23 protein-coding genes and 1 tRNA gene are annotated in these 23,485 nt (G+C 70.7%); 12 read left to right on the forward strand and 12 right to left on the reverse strand.

Annotated elements, in window-relative coordinates:
* Nucleotides 1–4 precede the first annotated feature (4 nt).
* The 5 genes from aroQ (at nt 5) to ACPYN5_RS06515 (ending at nt 6,179) form a co-directional block, all read left to right on the forward strand.
* Nucleotides 5–445: a type II 3-dehydroquinate dehydratase gene (gene aroQ / locus ACPYN5_RS06495; protein WP_424448156.1), complete on the forward strand. Its 441-nt coding sequence runs from the start codon at nt 5–7 to the stop codon at nt 443–445.
* Between the two features lie 53 nt (nt 446–498).
* A complete protein-coding gene (efp, locus tag ACPYN5_RS06500; protein ID WP_424448157.1) occupies nt 499–1,059 on the forward strand; it encodes an elongation factor P in 561 nt (186 codons plus the stop codon).
* A 17-nt stretch (nt 1,060–1,076) separates the two neighbouring features.
* Nucleotides 1,077–1,487, forward strand: coding sequence for a transcription antitermination factor NusB (gene nusB, locus ACPYN5_RS06505; RefSeq protein WP_424448158.1), 411 nt, complete (start codon nt 1,077–1,079; stop codon nt 1,485–1,487).
* 46 nt (nt 1,488–1,533) lie between these two features.
* Nucleotides 1,534–4,485, forward strand: coding sequence for a DEAD/DEAH box helicase (locus tag ACPYN5_RS06510; RefSeq protein WP_424448159.1), 2,952 nt, complete (start codon nt 1,534–1,536; stop codon nt 4,483–4,485).
* Between the two features lie 116 nt (nt 4,486–4,601).
* On the forward strand, nt 4,602–6,179 hold the full coding sequence (locus ACPYN5_RS06515; protein WP_424448160.1) for a Rieske 2Fe-2S domain-containing protein: 1,578 nt from the start codon (nt 4,602–4,604) through the stop codon (nt 6,177–6,179).
* 29 nt (nt 6,180–6,208) lie between these two features.
* Here ACPYN5_RS06515 and ACPYN5_RS06520 read toward each other — a convergent pair whose 3' ends face one another.
* Genes ACPYN5_RS06520 through ACPYN5_RS06545 form a run of 6 tightly spaced genes read right to left on the reverse strand, consistent with a single transcriptional unit; the run spans nt 6,209 to nt 11,274 of the window.
* On the reverse strand, nt 6,209–7,084 hold the full coding sequence (locus ACPYN5_RS06520; RefSeq protein ID WP_424448161.1) for a prenyltransferase: 876 nt from the start codon (nt 7,082–7,084) through the stop codon (nt 6,209–6,211).
* Nucleotides 7,081–7,383, reverse strand: a complete 303-nt coding sequence (locus tag ACPYN5_RS06525) for a lycopene cyclase domain-containing protein (protein ID WP_424448162.1) — start codon at nt 7,381–7,383, stop codon at nt 7,081–7,083. Before ACPYN5_RS06525 ends, ACPYN5_RS06520 begins: the two co-directional genes overlap by 4 nt.
* Entirely contained in the window at nt 7,380–7,745 is a 366-nt protein-coding gene (locus tag ACPYN5_RS06530) for a lycopene cyclase domain-containing protein (protein ID WP_424448163.1), read from the reverse strand. The genes ACPYN5_RS06525 and ACPYN5_RS06530 overlap by 4 nt, the downstream gene beginning before the upstream one ends.
* A 3-nt stretch (nt 7,746–7,748) precedes the next feature.
* Nucleotides 7,749–9,344: a phytoene desaturase family protein gene (gene crtI / locus ACPYN5_RS06535; RefSeq protein ID WP_424448164.1), complete on the reverse strand. Its 1,596-nt coding sequence runs from the start codon at nt 9,342–9,344 to the stop codon at nt 7,749–7,751.
* Nucleotides 9,341–10,216: a phytoene/squalene synthase family protein gene (locus ACPYN5_RS06540; protein WP_424448165.1), complete on the reverse strand. Its 876-nt coding sequence runs from the start codon at nt 10,214–10,216 to the stop codon at nt 9,341–9,343. The genes crtI and ACPYN5_RS06540 overlap by 4 nt, the downstream gene beginning before the upstream one ends.
* A complete protein-coding gene (locus tag ACPYN5_RS06545; RefSeq protein ID WP_424448166.1) occupies nt 10,213–11,274 on the reverse strand; it encodes a polyprenyl synthetase family protein in 1,062 nt (353 codons plus the stop codon). Before ACPYN5_RS06545 ends, ACPYN5_RS06540 begins: the two co-directional genes overlap by 4 nt.
* An 87-nt stretch (nt 11,275–11,361) precedes the next feature.
* Between ACPYN5_RS06545 and ACPYN5_RS06550 the strand changes: the two genes are divergently transcribed.
* Nucleotides 11,362–11,829 (forward strand): MarR family winged helix-turn-helix transcriptional regulator, encoded by a 468-nt coding sequence (locus ACPYN5_RS06550; RefSeq protein WP_424448167.1) that lies wholly within the window; start codon nt 11,362–11,364, stop codon nt 11,827–11,829.
* 58 nt (nt 11,830–11,887) lie between these two features.
* Here ACPYN5_RS06550 and ACPYN5_RS06555 read toward each other — a convergent pair.
* Nucleotides 11,888–11,961 (reverse strand) — tRNA-Met (locus tag ACPYN5_RS06555).
* Nucleotides 11,962–12,096: 135 nt separating this feature from the next.
* On the opposite strand from ACPYN5_RS06555, the gene ACPYN5_RS06560 reads away from it, so the two are divergent.
* Nucleotides 12,097–12,612 carry a DUF6328 family protein gene (locus ACPYN5_RS06560; protein WP_424448168.1) on the forward strand — a complete coding sequence of 172 codons (516 nt, stop codon included), beginning with the start codon at nt 12,097–12,099 and terminating at the stop codon, nt 12,610–12,612.
* Nucleotides 12,609–13,427, forward strand: a complete 819-nt coding sequence (locus tag ACPYN5_RS06565) for a carbon-nitrogen hydrolase family protein (RefSeq protein WP_424448169.1) — start codon at nt 12,609–12,611, stop codon at nt 13,425–13,427. Before ACPYN5_RS06560 ends, ACPYN5_RS06565 begins: the two co-directional genes overlap by 4 nt.
* On the opposite strand, the gene ACPYN5_RS06570 is transcribed toward ACPYN5_RS06565, so the two are convergent.
* Complete coding sequence (locus ACPYN5_RS06570; protein WP_424448170.1) at nt 13,401–14,600, reverse strand: aminotransferase class I/II-fold pyridoxal phosphate-dependent enzyme; 1,200 nt, start codon at nt 14,598–14,600, stop codon at nt 13,401–13,403. The genes ACPYN5_RS06565 and ACPYN5_RS06570 overlap by 27 nt on opposite strands.
* 100 nt (nt 14,601–14,700) lie before the next feature.
* Between ACPYN5_RS06570 and ACPYN5_RS06575 the strand changes: the two genes are divergently transcribed.
* From ACPYN5_RS06575 to ACPYN5_RS06585, 3 genes are all read left to right on the forward strand, one after another.
* The gene (locus tag ACPYN5_RS06575; protein WP_424448171.1) at nt 14,701–16,164 is read left to right on the forward strand and encodes a S1C family serine protease; all 1,464 of its coding nucleotides are present in this window, start codon (nt 14,701–14,703) and stop codon (nt 16,162–16,164) included.
* 61 nt (nt 16,165–16,225) lie between these two features.
* Nucleotides 16,226–17,503, forward strand: coding sequence for a CDP-glycerol glycerophosphotransferase family protein (locus ACPYN5_RS06580; protein WP_424448172.1), 1,278 nt, complete (start codon nt 16,226–16,228; stop codon nt 17,501–17,503).
* Nucleotides 17,500–18,900, forward strand: a complete 1,401-nt coding sequence (locus ACPYN5_RS06585) for a CDP-glycerol glycerophosphotransferase family protein (RefSeq protein ID WP_424448173.1) — start codon at nt 17,500–17,502, stop codon at nt 18,898–18,900. The genes ACPYN5_RS06580 and ACPYN5_RS06585 overlap by 4 nt, the downstream gene beginning before the upstream one ends.
* An 85-nt stretch (nt 18,901–18,985) precedes the next feature.
* Here ACPYN5_RS06585 and ACPYN5_RS06590 read toward each other — a convergent pair whose 3' ends face one another.
* On the reverse strand, nt 18,986–20,077 hold the full coding sequence (locus ACPYN5_RS06590; RefSeq protein ID WP_424448174.1) for a glycosyltransferase: 1,092 nt from the start codon (nt 20,075–20,077) through the stop codon (nt 18,986–18,988).
* Nucleotides 20,078–20,133: 56 nt separating this feature from the next.
* Here ACPYN5_RS06590 and ACPYN5_RS06595 point away from each other — a divergent pair, with 56 nt between their 5' ends.
* A complete protein-coding gene (locus ACPYN5_RS06595; protein WP_424448175.1) occupies nt 20,134–21,402 on the forward strand; it encodes a CDP-glycerol glycerophosphotransferase family protein in 1,269 nt (422 codons plus the stop codon).
* A gap of 21 nt (nt 21,403–21,423) precedes the next feature.
* Here the strand turns inward: ACPYN5_RS06595 and ACPYN5_RS06600 are convergent, their stop codons facing one another.
* From ACPYN5_RS06600 to ACPYN5_RS06610, 3 genes are read right to left on the reverse strand one after another with little or no spacing between them, the layout of a single operon-like run.
* Nucleotides 21,424–21,645, reverse strand: a complete 222-nt coding sequence (locus ACPYN5_RS06600; protein WP_424448176.1) for an SCO4848 family membrane protein — start codon at nt 21,643–21,645, stop codon at nt 21,424–21,426.
* Nucleotides 21,642–22,580, reverse strand: a complete 939-nt coding sequence (locus ACPYN5_RS06605; RefSeq protein ID WP_424448177.1) for a hypothetical protein — start codon at nt 22,578–22,580, stop codon at nt 21,642–21,644. The genes ACPYN5_RS06600 and ACPYN5_RS06605 overlap by 4 nt, the downstream gene beginning before the upstream one ends.
* A 37-nt stretch (nt 22,581–22,617) precedes the next feature.
* Nucleotides 22,618–23,310 (reverse strand): phosphocholine cytidylyltransferase family protein, encoded by a 693-nt coding sequence (locus ACPYN5_RS06610; protein WP_424448178.1) that lies wholly within the window; start codon nt 23,308–23,310, stop codon nt 22,618–22,620.
* Nucleotides 23,311–23,485: the final 175 nt, after the last annotated feature.

The following is a 23,485-nucleotide window of genomic DNA, read 5'->3' on the forward strand; positions in this document are numbered from 1 at the left end:
GCGCGTGAACACCCGCCGACTGCTGCTGGTCAACGGACCGAACCTCAACTTGCTCGGCACGCGCGAGCCGGCGATCTACGGACACGAGACGCTCGCCGACGTCGAGGCGCTCGTCGCTGCGACCGCTGCCGAGCGCGGCATCGAGGTGCGGTGCGTCCAGAGCAATCACGAGGGCGTGCTCATCGACGCGATCCACGCGGCACGCGAGGACTGCGTCGGCATCGTCATCAACCCCGCCGGGCTCACTCACACCTCGGTCGTGCTGCGGGACGCCCTCGCGGGCGTGTCCCTGCCGGTGGCGGAGGTGCACATCTCGAACGTCTATGAGCGCGAGGCGTTCCGTCATCACTCCTACGTGTCCGACGTCGCCACCGTGCACGTGATCGGGGAGGGCGTGGGCGGCTACGCGCGCGCGACGCAGCAGCTGATCGACATCCTCGCGTAGAATCGATCGTCGGCCCGCCGGCCGCCCGACCTCACGAACGGAACTCCACACCCATGGCATCGACCGCAGACATCAAGAACGGCGTCGTCCTCAGCATCGACGGTCAGCTCTGGAACGTCATCGAGTTCCAGCACGTCAAGCCCGGCAAGGGTGGCGCGTTCGTGCGCACGAAGCTGAAGAACGTCGTGTCGGGCAAGGTCGTCGACCGCACCTACAACGCCGGCGCCAAGATCGAGATCGAGAACGTCGACCGTCGCGATTTCACCTACCTCTACAACGACGGCGACAACTTCGTCTTCATGGACGTCGCCGACTACGACCAGATCACCGTCGCCGCCGCCACCGTCGGCGACGCGAAGAACTTCCTGCTGGAGAACCAGCAGGTGCAGATCGCGCTCAACAACGGCAACCCGCTCTACATCGACCTCCCGGCTTCCGTCGTCCTGGAGATCACGTACACCGAGCCGGGCCTGCAGGGCGACCGCTCCTCGGCCGGCACGAAGTCCGCCACCCTCGAGACCGGTCACGAGATCCAGGTCCCGCTCTTCGTCGAGCAGGGCACGAAGGTCAAGGTCGACACCCGCACGGGTGACTACCTCGGCCGCGTGAACTGAGGCCGGGTCTTCGCCCGATGAGTGCCCGGTCCAAAGCGCGCAAGCGCGCCCTCGACATCCTCTTCCAGTCCGACGTCCGCGGCGACGACCTGGGTGTGACGCTCGCCGCCGAGGCCAAGCGTGCGGCCCTCGAGCCCGCGCGCGAGGCGTCGTGGCTGTACGCGCGCGAGATCATCGACGGCATCATCGACAACCGCGAAGACATCGACGAGCAGATCACCACGTTCGCCAAGGACTGGTCGCTCGCCCGGATGCCGGCGGTCGACCGGGCGATCCTCCGGCTCGCCGTGTGGGAGATCGTGTACAACGACGGCGTTCCGGCAGCCGTCGCGATCGACGAGGCCGTCGAGCTCGCGAAGGAGTTCTCGACCGACGGGTCGAGCGCCTTCGTCCACGGCGTCCTCGGTCGCGTGGCTCGACTGGGCTGACCGACGTCCGAGGTTCGCGCGAGAATCCTCGCATGAGGTCGGATCTGTGACCCGTCGAACGACGCCCTCCTGGCGCGCCGTCCTGTCGACCGCGGAGGCGGGGGCGACTCCCGTCGCACTCGGCGTCCAGCTGCGGCAGCGCGAGGGCGCGTCCGAGGCTCATTGGGGCCCCCGGCGCGTCCTTCCGGCGACGGCGCGCACGGTCGCCACCTCCGACGGTGAGCTGCGCCTCGCGGCCCGCCCGCTCTCGCGGAGCGGATCGAGCGGGCGGTGGGTGCAGGCCGACGAGAGCTGGGAGTCGCTCCGCCGGGGCGCCTGGCGCGTCGATCCGGCTCGAGCGCGCTGGTTCTCGACCCTCTACGGCATCGCGCACGACGCCCGGCTGCTGGGGGGCTACGGCGACTCCGAGTGGCTGACCCTCGACGGTGCGGACTCGGAACTGCTCTGGCCGCACCTGCGGGCTGCGGCCGCGCTCGGCATCCCGATCGTGTCCACGCGTCCCGACCAGGAGGTGCGCCTCGGCGAGGCCGCGGCGGTCGAGGTGCGCGTCGACGCGGCGGGCGACGGTCTGCGACTCACGCCGGTCGTGCGCATCGACGACGGTGACGTCGCAACCCACGCCCGCCCGCTGGGGCACGTCGGGGTGTACGCCGTCGACCAGATCGGCGAGTCGCTCCGGGTCGTCTTCGCACCGGCCGTCCTGGGTGCGGGGGTGCGCGCGCTGCTCGCCACCGGCGGCCCGGTGACCGTTCCGGCGACCGAGCGCGGCGAGTTCCTCCGCGAGGCCCACCCGCGACTGGCCCGCGAGACGGTCGTGGTCGCGGCGGGCGGTGTGCACCTGCCGGCGCCCGACCGCACGACAGTCGTCATCAGCGTCGACCAGCGTCCTCGCGACGAAGCGGACTACGTCATCGCCTGGCAGGTGCCCGGCGTCGGCCGCGCGCCCTGGCACGGCGAGACCGGTTCGTCCCCGGGGGAGGACGGGCTGCGGGCCGCCGTCGAGGCGGCATGGGCGAGCGCGACCGACGAGCCGTTCGCACCGGCAGGCCGGCGCACCGGCATCGATGCGGCGGAGTTCACCAACGAGGTGCTGCCGGCGCTGCAGCAGGTCGAGGGCGTCCGCGTCGAGATTTCCGGGTTGTCGCGCACCTACCGCGAGCTGTCGGGTGACCCTCGCATCAGCGTGCGGACGGTGGAGACGACCGATGCCGACTGGTTCGACCTCGGCGTGCACGTCGAGGTCGAGGGGCGCCGCATCCCCTTCCGGCCGCTGTTCACCGCACTGGCGCAGCGTCGCAAGAAGATGCTGCTCTCGGACGGCGCCTACTTCTCGTTGGCGCACCCCGCTCTGGATCGGCTGCGCGACCTCATCGAGGACTCGCGAGACCTGGTGGAGTGGGAGACCGGCAACGCGCGCGTCAGCCGGTACCAGCTGCAGGTGTGGACGGATTTCGAGGACCTCGCCGACGAGGCCGAGCCTGCGCTGCGGTGGCGCGAGGCCGTCGACCGCCTGCGCGGCAGCCAGTCCGGCTCGCCGTCCGGCGCCGAGTCCGGCTCCGAGCCAGACCAGCCGCCGCCGGCGCCCGCCGGTGTCGTGACCGCGCTCCGCCCGTATCAGCTCGAGGGCTACGGGTGGCTCGCCGCTCTGCGCGATGCGCGCCTGGGCGGCATCCTCGCCGATGACATGGGCCTCGGCAAGACGCTGCAGCTGCTCGCCCTGCTCCAGCACGAGCGCGAGCGCGGCGAGACGCGTCCCGCGCTCGTCGTCGCTCCCACCTCGGTGGTGTCGGCCTGGCGCGACGAGGCGGCTCGGCACGTTCCCGGGCTGCGGACGGTCGTCATCGGGAGCACGGGAGTGCGGCTCGACGGGGTCGACGCGGACATCGTGGTGACGTCATACGCCCTCCTCCGGTTGGACGCGGCGTCCTACGCCGAGCGCGCGTGGTCGACGGTCATCCTCGACGAGGCCCAGTACGTCAAGAATCCGCGCACGCGAGCGCATCGCGCCGTGCTCGGGCTGCGCGCCGATGTGGTGTTCGCGGCGACCGGCACCCCGCTCGAGAACGGCCTCTCCGATCTCTGGGCCATCCTCTCGCTCACGAGTCCCGGACTGTTCCCGTCCGCCCGCCGCTTCCGCGAGGAGTACGTGACCCCCATCGAGCACGGCCGGGTCGACGAGAACCTCGAGGGTGGTCCCGCGCGAGAAAGGCGGCTCGCCCGGCTGCGCCGCCGCGTCCGGCCCTTCATGCTGCGACGCACCAAGGACGTCGTCGCGGCGGAGCTGCCGCCGCGGCAGGAGCAGGATGTCCGCGTCGAGCTGTCGAGCGGTCACCGCGCCGTCTATGAGCGCGTGCTGCAGCGCGAGCGACGCAAGGTGCTCGGGCTGCTGGACGAACTCGACAGTCAGCGGTTCATCGTCTTCCGTTCCCTGACGCTTCTGCGCATGCTGGCGCTCGCCCCCGCGCTCGTGGATGCGGGCGGTCCCGGTCTCGTGCCCAGCAAACTCGACGCGCTTCGTGGCCGCCTCGACGAGGTGATCGCGGAGGGGCATCGCGCCCTCGTCTTCAGCCAGTTCACGTCGTTCCTCGACATCGTGGAGGCCGACCTGCGCGCGAGAGGTGTCGGCGTCGTACGGCTCGACGGCTCCACGACGCGGCGCCACGCGGTGGTCGAGCAGTTCCGACGCGGCGACGATCCGGTGTTCCTCATCAGCTTGAAGGCCGGGGGTGTCGGGCTGACGCTCACCGAGGCCGACTACGTCTTCCTCCTCGACCCGTGGTGGAACCCCGCCGCCGAGCAGCAGGCCATCGACCGCACCCATCGCATCGGTCAGAACCGTCCGGTGACGGTGTACCGCCTGATCGCCGCCGGCACGATCGAGGAGAAGGTCGTCGAACTGCAACGGCGCAAGGCGCGTCTCATCAGTGCCGTCCTCGGCGCCGACGGCTCGTTCTCGAACGCGCTGACCGCAGACGACATCCGGCAGCTCCTCGCCTGAGCCGGCGTCGCAGCCGCGGCAGTGCGGCGGCGTCCATCGAACTGACACGGCCCCCGCGGCCGGCTGCCGGCGGGGCCTCACGTAGACTCGATCAGTCGCAACAGGAGGTCATCGTCATGCGCATCACAGGCCTGGGACACGCCGGAATGTTCATCGAGACGGCGGGGGGCAGCATCCTCTGCGACCCTGTCGTCGGACCGAGCTTCTTCGGCTCGTGGTTCCCGTTCCCCGACAACCGCGGGCTCGACTGGGAGCGCTTCGGACGCGCCGACTTCCTCTACATCTCCCACCGGCACCGCGACCATTTCGATCCCGCGCTGCTGCGGGCGCACGTCCCGACCGACATCCGCGTGCTTCTGCCGGACTATCCGACGGACGACCTCGAGCGCGACCTGCGCGACCTCGGCTACGAGAACATCATCTACACGCAGGCGGGGGTGCCGCTCGAGTTCGGCGACCTCAAGCTCATGGTGACGCCGCTGCGCGCACCGAGCGACGGCCCGATCGGCGACTCGTCGCTTTCGGTGGACGACGGCACCGGGTCGATGCTGAATCAGAACGACTCCCACCCGCTCGACCTCGAGAAGCTGATGTCGTTCGGCAAGCCCGAGGCGTACTTCACCCAGGTGTCGGGCGCGATCTGGTGGCCGATGGTCTACGACCTGCCGCAGGACGCGAAGCAGAACTTCGCGCAGCTCAAGCGCGACGCTCAGAACAAGCGGGCGATGTACTACATCGACAAGGTCGACGCTCCGCACGTCTTCCCGATGGCCGGCCCGCCGATGTTCCTGCGCGAGGGGCTCTTCCGTTACAACGGCTGGGGCGAGCAGAACGACTCGATCTTCACCGATCAGGCCCAGTTCCTGGCGCACATGGCCGACGAGCGGCCCGGCCAGAAGGGGTACCTGTTCGTTCCCGGCACGCAGGTCGATCTGAACGACGGCGTTCTGGAGGTCACGCAGACGCTCTACACGGATGCCGAGATCGAGCGGATCTTCTCCGACAAGTGGGCCTATCTCGCCGAGCAGCGCGACAGCCGTCAGGACGAGGTGCGCGCCGAGATCGCGCTTCGTGCTCCGATCATGCCGCCCGACGAGATGCTCGCCGAGATCAAGCAGTGGTGGGAGCCGCTGCTGCGTCGTGCGCGGACGATCCGCAACGGCGTCGGGGGGATGGTGCGCTTCCGCATCGGCGACCTCGACATGGTCGTGGACTTCCCCAAGGCGAAGGTCCGCGAGTATGCCGGTGAGGAGTGCATCTACTGGTACACCATTCCCGCCGACCTCGTGTCGACCAATATCCGCGACCATGAGATCGACTGGTCCAACTCGATCTTCCTCTCCATGCAGTTCGAGGTCGGTCGAAGCGGAAAGTTCAACGAGTTCCTCACGACCTTCCTCAAGTGCCTCTCGCGCGACCGCATCGAGTATGTCGAGAACTGGTACGCCGAGCAGTCCGATCAGACCGAGGACGCCGAACTCGGCGACTGGACGGTGCAGCGTCGCTGCCCGCACCTGCGCGCCGACCTGACGAAGACCGGCAAGATCGAGGACGGCGTGCTCACCTGCTCCCTGCACGACTGGAAGTGGGACCTCGCGACCGGTCGCTGCCTGACGACGCAGGGCCATCCGATCCGCTCGAGCCGGATCATCGAGACGGCCGGCGCCGCCGGGGCGACCACCCCCGCGGCCTGACGCTCCGACCGAGCGACGGTGGTGGCCGGTCACGACGTGATCAGCCACCACCAGATGAGCAGCAGGGTCACCAGGAATCCGCCGAGCTGGTTGAGCCAGAGGAACCGGTCCCACCCGGCCGTCGCTCGTTCGCAGGTGTCGTCGGTGATGTCGCGGAACGGCCACAGCGTCACGAGGTACGGCACCGCGACAAGGGCCGCGAGCGGCCCGGGCCAGGCCGTCGCGAGCATGAGAAGGCCCGCGATGACGTAACACGCCAGTGCGAAACGCACCGTCCACCGCGCGCCCCGCACGGTCGCGATCGAGGCGATGCCGGCCTCGCGGTCGGCCAGGACATCCTGTACGGCGCCGAAGGCGTGCGACGCGATGCCCCAGGCGGCGAAGCCGAGCAGGATGAGCCCGAGCTGCCACGTCCACGTCGCACCGGCCAGGACGAGCCCGTAGACGGCGGGGGAGAAGAAGTGGATGCTGCTGGTCACCGAGTCGGCGAACGGACGCTCCTTCAGCCGCAGCGGGGGTGCGCTGTAGAAGACGACGAAGAAGAGGCTGGCCGCGAGCACGAGCCACGACACGGGCGATCCGACCGCGACCAGGTAGACCACGAAGGGCAGGCACGACAGGCCCGCGGCCCACAGCGTCGCCCGGTGCACGCTGCGATCGAGGATGGCGCCGTGGGCGCCGCCCTTCCGGGGATTGCGGAGGTCGGACTCGTAGTCGAAGACGTCGTTGATCCCGTACATCGCGAGGTTGTAGGGCACCAGGAAGAAGAGTGTGCCGATGATGAGGGTCGCGTCGATCTCGCGTGCCGTGAGCAGGTAGGCCGCCGCGAACGGATACGCGGTGTTGATCCAGCTGACGGGACGGGAGGCGACGAGCAGTTGGCGCGCGAGCACGGGGGCGTTCATCGGTTCGGCTTCTCCAGGAGGGTCGCGACGGCCGGTATCAGGTAGGCAGCGCACAGGGGGTAGGCGAAGTCCTCGATCGGGGCGAGGCCGATGCGCAGGCCGCTCAGGTGCTGGTCCGGGTAGGTGAACAGGCCCGCCGCGATCATCGCGTTGTCGAACACCGCGGTCAGGGCGATCAGCACGGCCGCGGCGGCGCTCGACCACGCCAGCCGCGCGGTGATGCCGGGCCGTCGGGCTGACGCCGCCGTCACGACGACCGTGAGCAGCACGAAGGGGATCAGGATGAGCGGATACGTCACGGCGCAGCATCCGATCCGCGCGCGTCGTCTCGCGGATGCTCGTGGCTTCTGCGGAGCTCGTGGCGGCGTCGCGCGCCGCCGTAGACGACGAGCGTCAGGTAGCTGAGGAAGAGAAGGAACACGGGTTCTTCCACCGGGAGGTGCGGGGCGAGATCGATACCGAGGAGCGACGCGCCGTCGCCCTTGACGAAGACACCCGTGGCGATGCCGACGGCATCCCACACCAGGAAGAACGCCGTTCCCAGCAGCGTCGCGACGACGGTCGTCCGCCGGTCGCGCCAGAACGCGAGCTCGAAGCGGCGATCGAGCAGCCCGACGCCGCAGAGGGAGACGAGCAGGGCGAGGAGGTACAGGCCCGGCACCGGTCAACCGGTCGGTGCCGCGGGCTCGGGCAGTGGACCGGCGGTGGTGTCGCCGCGCAGCCGCTTGACGACGAGCTCAGCGGAGATGAGGCACATGGGCAGGCCGATCCCGGGCAGGACCGAGGCGCCGGCGTAGTACAGGCCGGGTACCTTCTTCGAGGCGTTGCCGGGCCGGAAAAGTGCGCTCTGCCCGAGGGTGTGGGCGAGTCCCAGCGAGTTGCCGCGCCACGCGCCGAGGTCGCGGGCGAAGTCGCCGGGGGCGATCGTGCGGCGGACCCGGATGCGCGACGCGAGATCGGAGACCCCGGTCCACTGGGCGATCTGCGCGATGGCCCGGTCGGCGGCGGACTCGATCACGTCGTCGCCGCCGCCGTCGACGCCGCCGCGTCCGAGCTCGGGGTCGGCGGGGATGGGGACGAGCACGAACAGGTTCTCGGAGCCGTCGGGGGCGACGGTGTCGTCCGTCGCGCTCGGGCGGCAGACGTACAGCGACGCGGGGTCGGGGATGTGCGCGTCGGGGCCGGAGATCGCGTCGAAGTTCTCGCGCCAGCCGCTCGTGAACAGCAAGGTGTGGTGCGCGAGCTCGGGCAGCTCGCCCTCGACGCCCAGCAGTATGAGCAGGGCACCGAAGCTCGGTGTGCGCTTGCGCCACCAGCGCTCGGGGTACGACTGGCGCTCGGGCGGCAGGAGCACCGTCTCGGTGTGATGCAGGTCGGCGGTGGAGACGACGACGTCGGCCGCGATCTCGGTCGTGTCGGCGAGTCGCACGCCGGTGGCGGTCCCGTCGGCGGCGGTGAGGATCTGAGCGACCGCCGTGCCCGTGCGCACCTCGACGCCCCGCGCGCGGGCGAGTCGCTCGATGGCAGCGATGACCTCGGTGAAACCGCCCCGCGGGTACAGCACGGCATCATCGAGGTCGAGGTGACTCATCAGGTGGTACAGGCTCGGCACGTCGTAGGGCGAGGATCCGAGGAACACCGCCGGGTAGCCGAGAACCTGCCGGAGCATCGGATCCTGGAAGCGGCTCGCGACATGTCGGTTCAGCGAACGGGTCAGCAGCGGCGCGAGCGTGGGCACGCGCTTCAACAGATCGGGGTCGCGGAGCCCCTCGGACGACGCGTACGTGTCGTAGAGGAACTTCGACACCGCCAGGTCGTAGGCGTCGGCGGCCGAGTCGAGGTAGTCGTCGAGGCGCGCGCCCGCGCCTGCCTCCCGGCTCTCGAAGAGCGCGGTGGCCTCGGTACGCCCCGAGACGACGTCGATGTGTTCGCCGGCTCCGTCGCCGTCGGGTTCCGCGTACACCCGGTAGGCCGGAACGAGGGGGACCAGGTCGAGCTCGGCCGCGGCGCTCGTGCCGAGCAGGGCGAAGAAGTGGTCGAAGACCTCCGGCATGAGATACCAGCTCGGACCGGTGTCGAAGCGGAAGCCGTCGCGCTCCCAGGAGCCGGCGCGCCCGCCGGTCTCGTCCCGTCCTTCGACGACCGTCACGGCGTAGCCTTCCTCGGCGAGCAGCGCCGCCGTGGCGAGGCCCGCGATCCCGCCGCCGACGATGACGACGCGCGAGCCCGGTGCTGCGCCGGCGGCGCCCGCGCGCTTCATGAGCCCGCTCGCAGAGGCGCGGCGCCGACGGTCGCCCGGGCAGCGAGCCCGAGCTTGACGGTGCCCGGGACGCGGACGCGTTCATCGGTGTTCCCGGCCCGTCGCAGTCGGCGCGAGAGCGCCGTGAAGAGGTCGTGCGCCGCGGTGACGGCCCGTCGGCAGTCAGCGGGCAGGCGGGGGATGATGGCCGCGGCGGCGTCGAGGTCAGCGTCGATGCGATCGAGCACCTCGACGCGCGACGACGTTCCGGCCGCCCCGTCGACGCCGAGGTAATCGCGTCCGAGGGAACCGACGTCGTGGGGGAGATCGCGCAAGAAATTCACGTCCTGGAAGGCGGCGCCGAGGCGGCGTGCGCCGTCGACGAGAGCGGGATCGGCGGGACGCGGATGCGAACCGCCGGCGTTGACGAAGGTCTGCAGGCACATCAGCCCGACGACCTCCGCAGAACCGTAGACGTAGGAGTCGTGAGACCCGGCATCGTGGGAGGTGACCTCGAGGTCGGTGCGCATCGAAGCGAAGAACGGCCGCACGAGGTCGGCACCGATCCCGCACTCGCGGGCGGTCGAGGCAAAGGCGTGGACGATGAGGTTGGCGCTGAAGCCCTCCTCGACCGCGATCAGTGTCTCCTCCTCGAGCGCGTCGAGGACTCGTCGCTGCGCCGCGATCGGCAGCCCGGCCTGCTCCGCCGACCCGTCGACGATCTCGTCGGCCACGCGGACGAGGGCGTAGATGTTGCGCACATGCGGACGCACCCGGGGGCCCAACAACCGTGCGGCGAGACCGAACGAGGTCGAGTAGGCCGAGATCACCACGGCCGCGGCCTCGTGCGCGGTGCGGTCGTAGAGCGTGATCGCGGTGCGGTCGGTCGTCACGGGATGCGTCCTTCGATGCTGTCGGCGAGCTGTCCGATGAGCGCGCACGCCGCGGGCGGGAGCTCCGTCGCCCGGCGCCGAACCGAGGCGAGCGTCTGGGCGATCAGGGTGACGAGCTGCTCGCGAGCTCCGCTGGCGTCGAGTTCGCGCTGCGCGGCCTGCACCGCGATGGGGCCCGTGGGTGCCATCGCCAGCGCGGAGGAGACCTGCGGCCACGAGGCCGATTCCCGGGCGAAGGAGATGAGCGGCGTGCGCTTCGCCTCGCGCAGGTCGGCGCCCGCGCCTCTGCCGGCCTGCGACTCGTCGCCGAATGTCCCGATCAGATCATCGACGAGCTGGAAGGCGAGACCGAGGTCGGCGCCGACGGACATCAGCACGGCCCGATCGCCCTCGTCGGCGTCCGCGAGGACGGCGCCGGCGGCCAGGGGCGCGCAGAACGAGTACACGGCCGTCTTGTCGTGGGCGGTGCTCAACAGCTGGTCGGTCGCCGGCTCGGTCGGGACGACGGCCTGCTCGACATCGGCGAGCTCGCCGATGGCCGAGACGAGGACGGCGTCATCGAGCAGATCGAAGAGGGGCACGCGCTGGGCGGCGGCGACATCCGCGGTGGCGACGAGGCGCGCAGCTTCGTACAGCAGGATGTCGCCGGCCAGCACGGCCGCGGCATCGCCGACGCGCCCCGCGCCCTCGGTGCTCACGCCGAGGGCGCGCGCGCGCGAGCGGAACGTCCCGCCCACGTTCGGAACGCCCCGGCGCTCGGTGTCACGGTCGATGAGATCGTCGTGGATGACGAACGCGGTGTGGAGCAGCTCGAAGGCCGCCGCGACATCCCAGAGACCCGGCGCGGCGGCGCGGTCGCCCGCGAACGCGTCGAATGAGGCGATGACCAGAGCCGGGCGGAAACGCTTGCCGCCGGCTGCCGCGGCAGCGGCGGCACGGATCAGCGCCAGGGCGGACGAGCCTCGGGGGATCGCGCGCTGGGTGAGACGGGTGAGGACCTCGTCGAGCGCACGATCGACGGCGGATCTGCTGTCATCGGGCAGGGAGATCACGGTCACCGTCCAGGGTCTGCCATTCGTCTGGCCTTTTTGTTAGCTTAACTAGCGTTTGAGCCGATGATAACCAGGCTCGGAAGGTGGTGTCCAATGGTTGACTCGCACGCCGATCAGGTGTCGAAGCGGGCGGTCCGATCGGCTCTCGAGGCCGTACGCGCCTTCAGTGACGCGATGGATCGCATGCACACCGGGCTGCGGTCCGACATGGACATGAACGCCACCGACCTCTCGGCGCTGCGCATGCTCAGCATCCGCGAGCAACGGGGTGAGCTGGTCAAGCCCCACGACCTCGCACGGCACCTCGGGATCTCCAGTGCGTCCACGACGAAGATGCTCGATCGTCTCTCGAGGGAGGGCTTCATCGAGCGGGCACCGCATCCGAAAGATCGTCGGGCGCTGGTCATAGAACTGACGGAGCGATCACGCGAGGACTTCGGTCGGCACTTCTCGACCCGAATGGCGCACATGCGAAACGCCATGGCGCCTTTCAGTCCCGAGGAGCTGAGCACCGTGACGCGGTTCCTCGACGGTATGAGCGAGGCCATGCTCACCGAGTGAACACGTGCCGCATACGCGACGAAGGCCCCGTCTTTCGACGGGGCCTTCGTGTCTTCTGTTGCGGGGACAGGATTTGAACCTGCGACCTCTGGGTTATGAGCCCAGCGAGCTACCGAGCTGCTCCACCCCGCGGCACAAGAGATAACGCTAGCACGGCCTCTCGGGGTCGTCCAATCAGCGGCCCTTTCGGAGCGCGCCCGGGCGTGTCGTGACGTCGCGGCGGCGTCCGTGTTGCCGTGGTCGGCATCGGACGAGGAGGATGTCGCCATGAGCCCCGCGACTCCGGTGACACACCGTGGCGACGACGTCGCCGGCGACGGTCGCGGCGAGTCGGCCGACGAGCGCGCCGACCGCAACTGGAACGAACTGCTCCAGGAGCTGCGGGTGCTGCAGACGGGCACGCAGATCCTGACGGGGTTCCTCCTCGCGCTGGCGTTCCAGCCCGCCTTCGACGACCTCAGCGGGGCCCAGCGCGTGTTCTATCTGGTCCTGGTCGTCCTGGCGGCCCTGAGCGCCATCGTGGCGCTGTCGCCGGTCGCGTTGCACCGCGGGCTCTTCCGCCGCCGCGCCAAGCCGGCCGTCGTCGCTTTCGGTCACACGGCCCTGCTGGTCGCGCTCGTGACCGTCTCGATCCTGCTCGTCGGTGTCGTCGTGTTCGTCTTCGACGTCGTCGTCAGTCGCGCCGCCTCCTGGATCGCCGGAGGCGCGCTCGCGCTCCTGATCGCGGCCCTCTGGGTCGGGTTCCCCCTCGTCTACCGTCACCGCCGCTCGGAGGCCCGATGACAGCTCTCGCCATCGCACAGTTCGCGCCCGCCGCCGACGCGGGCGACAATCTCCGCGTGATCGGAGAGTTCGTCGCGCGGGCCCGGTCACGGGGGGCCGAGGTCGTGTTGTTCCCGGAGTACTCGAGCTACTTCGTCGACCCGTTCGACGAGACGTTGCGCGAGAACGCGCAGGAACTCGACGGCCCCTTCGTGGCGGGGTTGCACGACCTCGCGCGCGAGCACGGCGTGCACATCGTCGCGGGACTGCTCGAGCGCGCCTCGGATGCCGTACGGGTGCGGAACACGGTCGTCGCCGTCGGGCCGGGGGGAGTCGTGGCGACCTACCGCAAGCTGCATCTGTACGACGCGTTCGGCCAGCGGGAGTCGGACTGGGTGGAGCCCGGTGAGATCGCGTCGCCGCAGACGTTCGAGGTCGACGGCATCCGCTTCGCCCTGATGACGTGCTACGACCTGCGCTTCCCCGAGGTCGCGCGCGTCCTCGCGGACACCGGTGCCCACGTTCTGCTGGTTCCCGCCCAGTGGGTGCGCGGACCGCTGAAGGAACTGCAGTGGAACACGCTGCTGCGCGCCCGGGCCATCGAGAACACGGTCTTCGTCGCGGCGGCCGACCACCCGCCGCCCCTCGGCGTCGGCAACTCGGGCGTCTTCGATCCGCAGGGGGTCGAGGTCGCCGCTGTCGGCACGGCGAGCGACATCGCCGTCGCATACGTCGACGCGCACGCCGTCGACCGCGTGCGGCGAGTCAACCCGGCGCTGCAGCTGCGCCGGTTCGCGGTGGTGCCGCGCTCAGAAGGCGGCGGTGAGCCGCGCTGACGCCTCGGCGAGCACGTCCGGGCGCTTGCAGGCGGCGAAGCGGACGAGCGTGGCGTACTGCGAACGGTGCGCGCGGGACGCGAATGCGGTCAGCGGAATCGCGACGACGCCCGCCCGTTCGGGCAGCTCTCGGCAGAACGCGTCCGCGTCGCGAGCGCCCAACGGCGCGGCATCGGCGACGGTGAAGTACGAGCCCGCCGGGGTCGACACCGCGAAGCCGGCTTCCCGGAGGCCTGCGCCGAGCAGATCGCGACCCGCACGCAGCCGGTCGGCGATCCCGGTGAAGACCTCGTCGGGAAGCCCGAGCCCCATCGCGATCGCCGGCTGGAACGGGCCCGCGTTGACGTACGTGAGCCACTGCTTCACCGCGAGCACCGCGCGCACGAGCGCGGCGGGTCCAGTGACCCAGCCCACCTTCCACCCCGTGGCCGAGAACGTCTTCCCCGCGGAGGAGATCGTCAGCGTCCGCTCGGCCGCGCCGGGCAGGGTCGCGATCGGCACGTGCGGCACGTCGAAGGTCAGGTGCTCGTAGACCTCGTCCGTGACGATCACGGCGTCGTGGCGATAGGCCAGACGGACGATCTCGTCGACCGTCTCGCGCGAGAACACGGCGCCCGTGGGATTGTGGGGGTCGTTGACCAGGATGATGCGCGTGCGGTCCGTGACGGCCGTGGCGAGCTCGTCGAGGTCGGGCTGGAAGGCGGGCCAGCGCAGCGGCACGCCCACGAGGCGAGCGCCGGAGAGGGCGACGAGCGCCGCGTACGCGTCGTAGTAGGGCTCGAAGACGACGACTTCGTCGTCCGGGCCTTCGACGAGGGCCAGTATGGTCGCCGCGAGCGCCTCGGTCGCTCCTGCGGTCACCAGGGCCTGCGTGTCGGGATCAATCGCGAGACCGTACCAGTGCGACTGGTGCTCGGAGATCGCAGCGAGGAGCTCGGGCTCGCCGCGGCCCGGCGGGTATTGATTGCGTCCCGCGGCGATCGCCTTCTGCGCGGCCTCGAGCACCGCGGCGGGCCCGTCCTCATCCGGGAAGCCCTGACCGAGGTTGATCGCGCCCGTTCGCGTGGCGAGAGCAGTCATCTCGGCGAAGATCGTGGGGACGGGCTGACCGTCGTCGGTGAGTAGTCCGGCGCCGCGTGCGGCGCGACGCCAGGCGCCGGGAACCTCGTGCACGGGGCTCAGGTTACACCCATAGGGGCATCCCATCCCCGGCATAGGCAAACCACAGCATCCCGCGGCAACCTTGTCGTGCCTGGACAAAGGAGCAACCGCGATGAGCGACCAGCACACCCCCGAAGACAGCACCGCCGACGCCCGGCGTGCTCCCGAGCAGACGCCCGATGCGGCAGTGACGCCGCCGCGTGCCGAGGCGCCCGTCCCGCCGCGCCCGCCCCTGCCGGGAACGCCGGACGACGCCGGATCGGCGTTCCACACGCAGCCGACCCAGCCCTACGGTCAGCACGCTCCGCACGGAGGGGCCGCGGCCTTCGGTCAGCCGGCCGCGACGACGCCGGCGACGACGACCGCTGAGGCGCACGACCGCAGCAAGGTCGGCGGTGGGAAGATCGCCGCGATCCTCGTGGCCGCCGCCCTCGTCGGCGGAGCGGCCGGCGTCGGGGGAGCAGCGGCCGTCGGGTCGTCGTTCGTCGCGGCACCCGCCTCGCAGAGCGCAGGCCCCTCGTCGATCACGGTGAACAATCCCGACTCGGTCAATGCGACGACGGCGATCGCCACGAAGGTCCTGCCGAGCGTCGTCACCATCTCCGCGTCGTCGGGAACCTCGGGCGGCACGGGCTCGGGTGTCGTCCTGAGCGACGACGGATACGTGCTCACCAACACGCACGTGGTGACCCTCGACGGCGCCACGGGTGACCCGGAGCTCTCGGTCACGACCTCCGACGGACGGGTGTACGCCGCGACCATCGTCGGGACCGACCCGACGTACGATCTCGCGGTGATCAAGCTGACCGACGCTTCGGGGCTGACGCCCATCGAGTTCGCCGATTCGAGCAAGCTCAACGTCGGCGATCAGACCGTCGCCGTCGGCGCGCCCCTGGGGCTGTCCAACACCGTGACGACGGGCATCGTCAGCGCGCTCAACCGCTCGATCCAGATCGCTTCGTCGGCCGCCCCCGACTCCGAGGGCGACACGGAGCAGGAGTCGCCCGGTGGCCGCACACCGTTCGAGTTCGACTTCGGTCAGGGCGAGCAGACTCCCACGCAGCCGACGTCGTCCATCGCGATCTCGGTCATTCAGACGGATGCCGCCATCAACCCGGGCAACTCGGGCGGTGCCCTCGTCGACGGCAAGGGGCGCCTCATCGGCATCAACGTCGCCATCGCCAGCGCTGGCGGCACGTCGACGGAGGCGGGCTCCATCGGGGTCGGTTTCGCGATCCCCTCGACCGTGGCCGAGCGGGTCGCGAACGAGATCATCGACGACGGCTCGGCCACCCACGGGCTGCTCGGTGCCACGGTCGGTGATGCCGCCGCCGCACCCGGCGCAACACGCGCCGGTGCGCTCATCAACGAGGTCAGTGCGGGCGGAGCCGCCGCCGAGGCGGGCCTGCGGGGCGGCGACATCGTCACGGAGTTCAACGGCGTGGCCATCACCGATCAGGTCGACCTGACCGCTCAGGTCCGCGCGCTGGCCGCGGGCAGCGAAGCGGAGCTGACCTACATCCGCGACGACCGCGAGCAGACAGCGACCGTCACCCTCGGCGAGCTCCAGCAGTAGGCCGCTGCTCGCGCCGCGCATGCCGACAGGCCAGGACGCCACCCCGCGATAGGCTCGCGGGGTGGCGTCCTTCTCGTTCGGCGCGGGCAACGTGCGAAAGGTCCTGCGCATCCCGGCATACCTCGCTGGGCGCCTCGCCACCCTCGTCATTCCCCGTGATCGGTCCGCCTGGGTCTTCGGCTGCGCCGTGGGCATCGCAGACGGCGCGCTCGCACTCTGGCAGGCGGCGCCGCGACCGCGGGCGGTGTGGCTGGTGTCGACGTCTCGGCAGGCCGAGGAGGCGCGGCGGCTCGGCATCCCGACCGTGCGACGCGACACCTGGCGCGGGTTCTGGCACACGGCGCGTGCCGGCGTCGTCGTGGTGACCCATGGCCTCGGCGACGTCAACCGTTACGGCGTGGGCGGGGCCTTCCTGGTCCAGCTCTGGCACGGCATCCCGCTCAAGCGCATCGGCCTGGACGCTCCCGTGACGACGGATCCGGGCCGGCTGCGCGGCGTTCCCGGCATCCGCCGGCTGCTCGCGTGGGCGTACCGGCGCACCCAGGCTCAGATCGACCTGCTGCCCGCCGCGTCGCACCTCGTGCGGGGCCGGCTGGAGAGCGCATTCGGTCTCGACGACAGCCGCGTGCCCGTGCTCGGCGAGCCACGTGTCGACGTCCTGTCGCCGTCCGATCCCGCACGCGCGGCCGACGAGGCGCGCCGGCTGCTCGAGGCGGCCGTCCCAGGGCTCGGCGGTTCGCGCATCGTGCTGTACGCGCCGACCTGGCGAGACGGCGCACCCGATCCTGCGACCCCCGACGCGGATGACTGGAAGCACATCCTGACTGTTCTCGAAGCGCACGACGCCGTGCTCCTCGTGCGTTCGCACCCCCTCGGCGGCGGCGAGTACACACCGCCCGAGCCCACGCATCGCGTCCGCCTGCTCGGAAGCGACCTCGTGGCCGACGTCACCCCGCTGCTCGCCGCGATGGACGCGCTCGTCACCGACTACTCGTCGCTCGCCTACGACGCGGGGCTGGTGCCGCTGCCGACGCTGTTCCTGGCACCCGACGTCGAGCGCTACGGGCAGACACGTGGCTTCTACGGCACCTACCGCGAGGTCGCCGGGGCCGACGCCGCGCAGTCGTGGCCGCAGCTGTGCGCGCAACTGGACGCTCTGCTCCGCGACGACGCGGAAGCGGATCGCCGACGGAAGACGGCACATGACCTGAGCCTGCGAATGCACGCTTGGCGCGACGGGCGGAACGCGCACCGAGTGCACGCCGCAATCGTCGCCGCGGTGCCGGAGGCGGCACCGCCGTCAGGTGCGGAGCCGGATGCGGCGGGGGAGCGGTCATGATGCAGATCCGGTTCAGCGATGAAGACGTGCCCGTCGTCACCCTGAGCGGCGCGGGACCGGCGCCTGAGGCGGTCGAGCTCGTCGGGCAGCGAGCGCGGGTGCGGGGAGCCCTGGTCGCCGCGGCCGATGGATGGACCGCCCGCATCCCGCTGCACACCGCACGCTGGGCCGGCGCGACGCTCCCGCTCCCCAGCGGGCCCTACGATCTCCTGGTCGACGGCGGCCCGGTGCGCGCCGACGCCGCCCCGCCGCTGGAAGCGCCCACGCTGCGCGCGAACTGGAACGGCGTCCACGTGCTGATCGGTCCGCCGGTGGCGTCGCCCGTCGGCCCGGATTCGGATGCTGCGCTCGAGAACGCCGTCTTCTTCGAGAGCTTCTACGGCCGCAGCGCCAGCGACAACCCCCGTGCGATCGACCGTGAGCTCGCCCGCGTCGCTCCGGGAGTCACCCGGTACTGGAGCGTCGTCGACCTCTCCGTGCCCGTGCCCGACGGCGCCGTGGCCGTCATCGAGGGCAGCCCCGAGTGGCTGCGCGCGCGCGGTGCGGCGCGCCTGCTCGTGGTCAACGACTGGCTGCGCCGGCGGTTCGTCCGCCGACCCGGCCAGGTGGTGCTGCAGACGTGGCATGGCACGCCGCTGAAGCGACTCGCTCTGCACCGGCCGGGGTTCGATCCGCGCCGGACCCTCGCCGTCATCCGCGAGAGCAGGCGCTGGGACATCCTGCTGGCGCAGAATCCGTACAGCGCCCGGGTGCTGCGGGCCGCCTACGCGTTCCGGCGGAAGCCCGTGTGGGTCGAGGGGTACCCGCGGACGGACGACCTGCGCACCGGTGACGGCGCCGCGGTGCGCGCTTCGCTGGGCATCGCCCCGGACGAGCGCGTGCTGCTGTACGCCCCCACGTGGCGCGATGACCGCGAGACGATCGTCGACTTCCTCGACCTGCCCGCGTTGGCCGACGCGACGGGTGCCGTCGTGCTCGTCCGCGGCCACTCGCGCACGCTCGCGCCCGGCACCGACGAGCGGGGGACACGCGTGATCGACGTGACCTCGTACCCCGATCTGGCGGGCCTGCAGCTGGCGTCGGACGCGCTCATCACCGACTACTCCTCGGTCATGTTCGACTACTCCGTCACCGGACGGCCGATGTACTTCTTCGTTCCCGATCTCGAGCACTACCGTGGCGAGCTCCGCGGGTTCTACTTCGACCTGGCCGAATCGGCGCCCGGTCCGGTCGTGCGCACCTACCGCGAGCTCGTCGACGCCATCGTCGCCGGCGATACCGTCGACCCCGAGCGGTACGCCCGCTGGCGGGAGCGTTTCAATCCCCGGGACGACGGGCACGCGGCCGAACGCGTGGCCGCCCGCATCCTCGACCAGGGGCTCGTCTCGCGGGAGTGAACCAGGAAGCCGCGCGGGATCGACTCATGCAGTCTCGCGCGACCGACCCGGGCGATTTGCGGGACTTGGATTCCGCCCGGCCGCGTCAGGGGAGCGGTGTGTTCCTCGCGAGGCGCGAGGTGTCGACCGTGCCTCGCGCACCACGAGAGGCCCCCTGCAGGAACCCGATGCCCCACGAGAGGTGCATGGACGGGAGCACCGCGAGCGTCCACAGTCGGTCGCGCAGACCGCGCCCACCGCCGCGACCCGCCGCGACGGCCCCGATGAGGGCAGCGTAGGCGGCGACGGGGAGGTGGAGGACCGACAGCAGGATGCCGTTGCGGCCCGACACCGCTCCGACGAGCTGCACCGCAGCGACGACGACCGACGTCGCGACGGCGACGACGAGCGCCGGGGGCGCGAAAAAGCGCAGGCCGTTGCGCCGTCCGAAACGGCGAACGAGCTCGCCCCGCCATGACCCCGTCGCGCGGAACTGCCGCACGAGACGCGTCCAGCTCTCGCGCGGCCAGTACGTCACGTGGAGGTCGGGGTCGAACCACACGCGATAGCCGGCCTGGCGGATGCGGAGGTTGAGCTCCCAGTCCTCGCCCCGGCGGATGCCCTCGTCGAACAGTCCGACCTCTTCGAGCACGCTGCGTCGCATCACACCGAGGTAGGCCGATTCGGCCGGTCCTTCGGATGTGCCGCCGTGGTAGGCGCCGCCGCCGAGTCCGATCCGGGAGTTGTAGGCGCGCGCGACCGCGCGCTGGAACGGGGTGTTCCCGTCTGCGCGCATGACGCCGCCGACGTTGGCCGCGCGCACGCGCGCGAGCGTGTCGAGGGCCGCGCGGGTGTAACCGGGCTGGAGTTCGGAATGCGCATCGACGCGGACGATCGTGGGGTAGCGCGCAGCACGGATCGCGATGTTCAGGCCGACCGGGATGTGGGCGGCCGGATTGCGCACGAGCCGGATGCGCGCGTCGTCGTCGGCGAGCCGGCGCGCGACGGCGTCGGTGCCGTCGGAGGAAGGTCCGAGGGCGAGGATCACCTCGATCGGCACGTCGAGTTCTTGCGCCAGGACGCTCCGAACGGCGTGCTCGAGGTAATCGCGCTCATTGAGCACCGGGATGACGAACGAGACGCCCGCATTCCGCTCCGGCACGGGCGCCGGGCGCCACCGGTGCGCGTCGTCATGCATCCGTCGATCATGTCACGCGTCCCGCTCCGGGCCGACACGCTCGGTACCCTGGAGGGGTGGGAAAGATATCGGACGTCCGCAAAGCCGTCGGCCTCGTGCGAAGGGCCGTGTCGAACCGGACCGCCAACGCTGACGTGCGACGCTCTCTCGCGACGCTGCCGAAGCCCCCGCAGGGTCACTTCCGCATCGCGGTGTATTTCGCCGACGGCGCGGTGAACATGTACCAGATGCGGCAGTGGTACAAGCCGCTGCAGCGCCTCGCGCAGACGTGGCCGGTCGTCGTGATCAGTCGCAGTCCCACCGGCGCGCAAGCGCTGCTCGCCGACGACGCGCTGCCCGTCGCTTTCGCTCCGACGGTGCGAGCGCTCGAAGCCTTCGTCGCCTCGCAGGACATCCGGGTGGTGTTGTACGTCAACCAGAACACCCGGAATTTCCAGATGTTCCGTTACGGCCACCGGTGGCATGTGTTCATCAACCACGGCGAGTCGGACAAGATGTACATGACCACCAACCAGTTCAAGGCGTACGACTACGCGCTCATCGCGGGCGACGCGGCCCGCGAGCGGCTGGGACGTGTGCTGTGGGACTACGACCTCGACGCCCGAACCATCGCGATCGGCCGTCCGCAGGCGGACCACTTCTCCGGCGCCCTCCCGTACCCCGACGACGGGCGTTCGGTCATCCTCTACGCGCCCACCTGGGAAGGTGACCGGCCGGCTGCGCACTACGGCTCGATCGCCACCCACGGCGAAGCGCTGGCGAGCGCCGTGCTGGCGTCGCCGCGGCACCGTCTCATCTACCGTCCACACCCGCGTTCGGGCGTCGTCGACGCGGCGTATGGTGACGCGCATCGGCGCATCGTCGCGGCGATCGCGGCGGCGAACGCCGCCGACCCGCGAGCCCATCACGTCTACGACGATGGACCCGAGCTCGGCTGGCAGCTCGCATCCGCTGACCTCGCCGTCGTCGACATCTCGGCGATGATCTACGACCGGCTCGCGGTCGCCAAGCCGCTGCTGGTCACTCGGCCGAGCGACCCCGCGGCCCTCGTGGACACCGGCGGGTATCTCGCGGACGCCGCCTGGCTGGATGCCGACGCCGCGGCGTCCATCATCGCTGTCGCCGACCGGGTCGCGATCGACCCGGAGGCGTCGGAGCGCTTGCGCGGATGGTCGCGCCATTACTTCGGCGACACCTCTCCGGGCGCTGCCACCGCGCGGTTCCACGCGGCCATCGACTCGCTGATGAAGCGGTGGGACGAGTGGGATGCGCGAACCATCACCGTCGCGGACGAGCGCGACGAGGCGGAGTTCGACGACGCCTGACCTCGGCCGTGACCGCGAGGCTCAGCTCGAGCCGAAGCCGATCATGACGGCCGCAGCGAGGAAGAGCGCTGCGAGCACCAGAGCGATCATGACGAGCACGAGGTGCACGGTGAAGAACCGGGTGCGCCGCCCGTCCGCGCCGGTGGCGCGGGGGTCGCGCGAGACGCGGCGGAGGAAGGTCGGCCAGGTCACGACGTTGAAGACGGCGCCGACGATGAGGATCGTGATGACGAAGGCGGTCATGAGTCCTCCCGCTCGCCCGGGTCGGAAGCCGTCGGCTCAGCCGGTTCCGCCGTGTCGTGCGGCACGCGCCGGAAGGGACGCGACGCGATCGAGCCCGCCTGACGGCCGGCGCCGGCGAACACGCCGCCGATGCGCTGCGCCACCAGTCCGGCGCCTCGTCCGATCGGCTGATCTTTCTCGGGGAGATCGAGTGCAGCCGGGAAGCCCGCCGGAACGACGCCGAAGGCGCGACGTGCGCCCGAGATGACCCGACGACCGAGGATGTGGTTGCCGGTGCCTCCGATCGCCGCGCCGATTCCGAAGGGCAGTGCCTTTCCGACGACCGAGGCTCCGCCGGCCGCGGCGAACCGGCGCACGAATGCGCGCTTGAGCCGGTCCAGGACGGGGCCGACGGCCGTGCGGGGGAGTGACGAGGTGACCAGTTCGCCCCAGTAGGAGCTGCGCGGGGCGCCGCGACCGCTCGCCTGACGCGCGAACTGGCCCACGAGCTCGGCGCCCTCGGTGCCGAGCATGAGCGCCAGCACGAGTGCCCGCGCCCGGTCGGGATTATCGATGGGGATCCCGTGCAGCTCGGCCAGCGACTGCGCGAAGAGAGCGGTCGCTTCGAGGAAGCCCGCGGTCTCGACGCCGCTCAGGGCGATGGTGGTGGCGGTGCCGATTCCCGGGATGACCGCGGTCGCACCGACCGCTGCGCCGCCGGTGGTGACCGCTGTCAGGTAGCGGCGTTCGAGCATCTGGACGACCTGCGCAGTGGTCGCTTCGGGGTGGCGCTGCCGGATGGCCCGGAGGTGAGCGAGCACGACCGGGCGCTGCACCGCGAGGAGCCGATCGAGCGTGCGGACGGTCAGCGGATGCCGCGCATCGTCGACCTCGTCGCTGTCGCGGCGCGGAGCGTCGTCGGGCAGGGAATCGATGCGGTGCACCTTACGGGCCATGGCACCCATCATCTCGTGCCGCGACCGCGGCGGCTCGTCAGACGTAGAGGTTGGCGCGCTCGAGGTCTTCGGCGAAGTCGACCTCGACGGCGTAGAGGTCGGAGATGTCCATCGGCTCGAGCAGCAGACCGTTCTCGGCGATGGCGAGCTCGAGGCCGCGCTCGAAGTAGTCCTGGTCGTCGACCCGGCCGAGCTGGGCGATGAGAGCCTTCTTGTCGCGCGCGGAGATGTAGTTGATGCCGACCGCTTCGCCGATACCGCCGCGGACGGTCTTCGACAGCTCCTGGATGAAGCCCTCGCCGCTGACGGTGTACTTGACCTCTTCGTCGCTCACCTTCGCGGTGTTCACCGTGACGAAGGACTGGCCGCGCTCGATGAGCGATACGGCCCGCCCGAGGATGCGGGGGTCGAAGACGACGTCGCCGTTCATCCAGAGGACTCCGCCGCGACCCGAGGCCTTCAGCGCCCGCAGCAGGCTCTGCGAGGTGTTCGTCTGGTCGTAGCGGGCGTTGTAGACGTAGTCGACGTCGGGGAAGGCCTCGACGATCGTCTCGGCACGGTAACCCACGACGGTGGTGATGCGCGCGTCGTCGCCGAAAGCGGCGCGGATGTTGTCATGCTGCTGCTGCATGATGCTGCGGCCGTCGTTCAATTCGGTCAGCGGCTTGGGGAGCGAGCGGCCCAGGCGCGAGCCCATACCTGCGGCGAGGATCACGATCTGAAGGCTCACGAGTGTCTCCTGGGGTTACGAGTTAGATCAGTATTCACCGAGGTGCAACCCCGGCAGAGCATTTTTCATGGTAGCGACCCCGTCTGAGAGCTCGCCCGGACACCCCGAGGCGTTGTGCTTTCGTGACCTTGGTGGTATCCCTGTGTCGGCCGATGCTCGATGACTCCGCGCCGCG

The organism is Microbacterium arborescens, from assembly GCF_049707515.1.
GTDB lineage: Bacteria > Actinomycetota > Actinomycetes > Actinomycetales > Microbacteriaceae > Microbacterium > Microbacterium arborescens_B.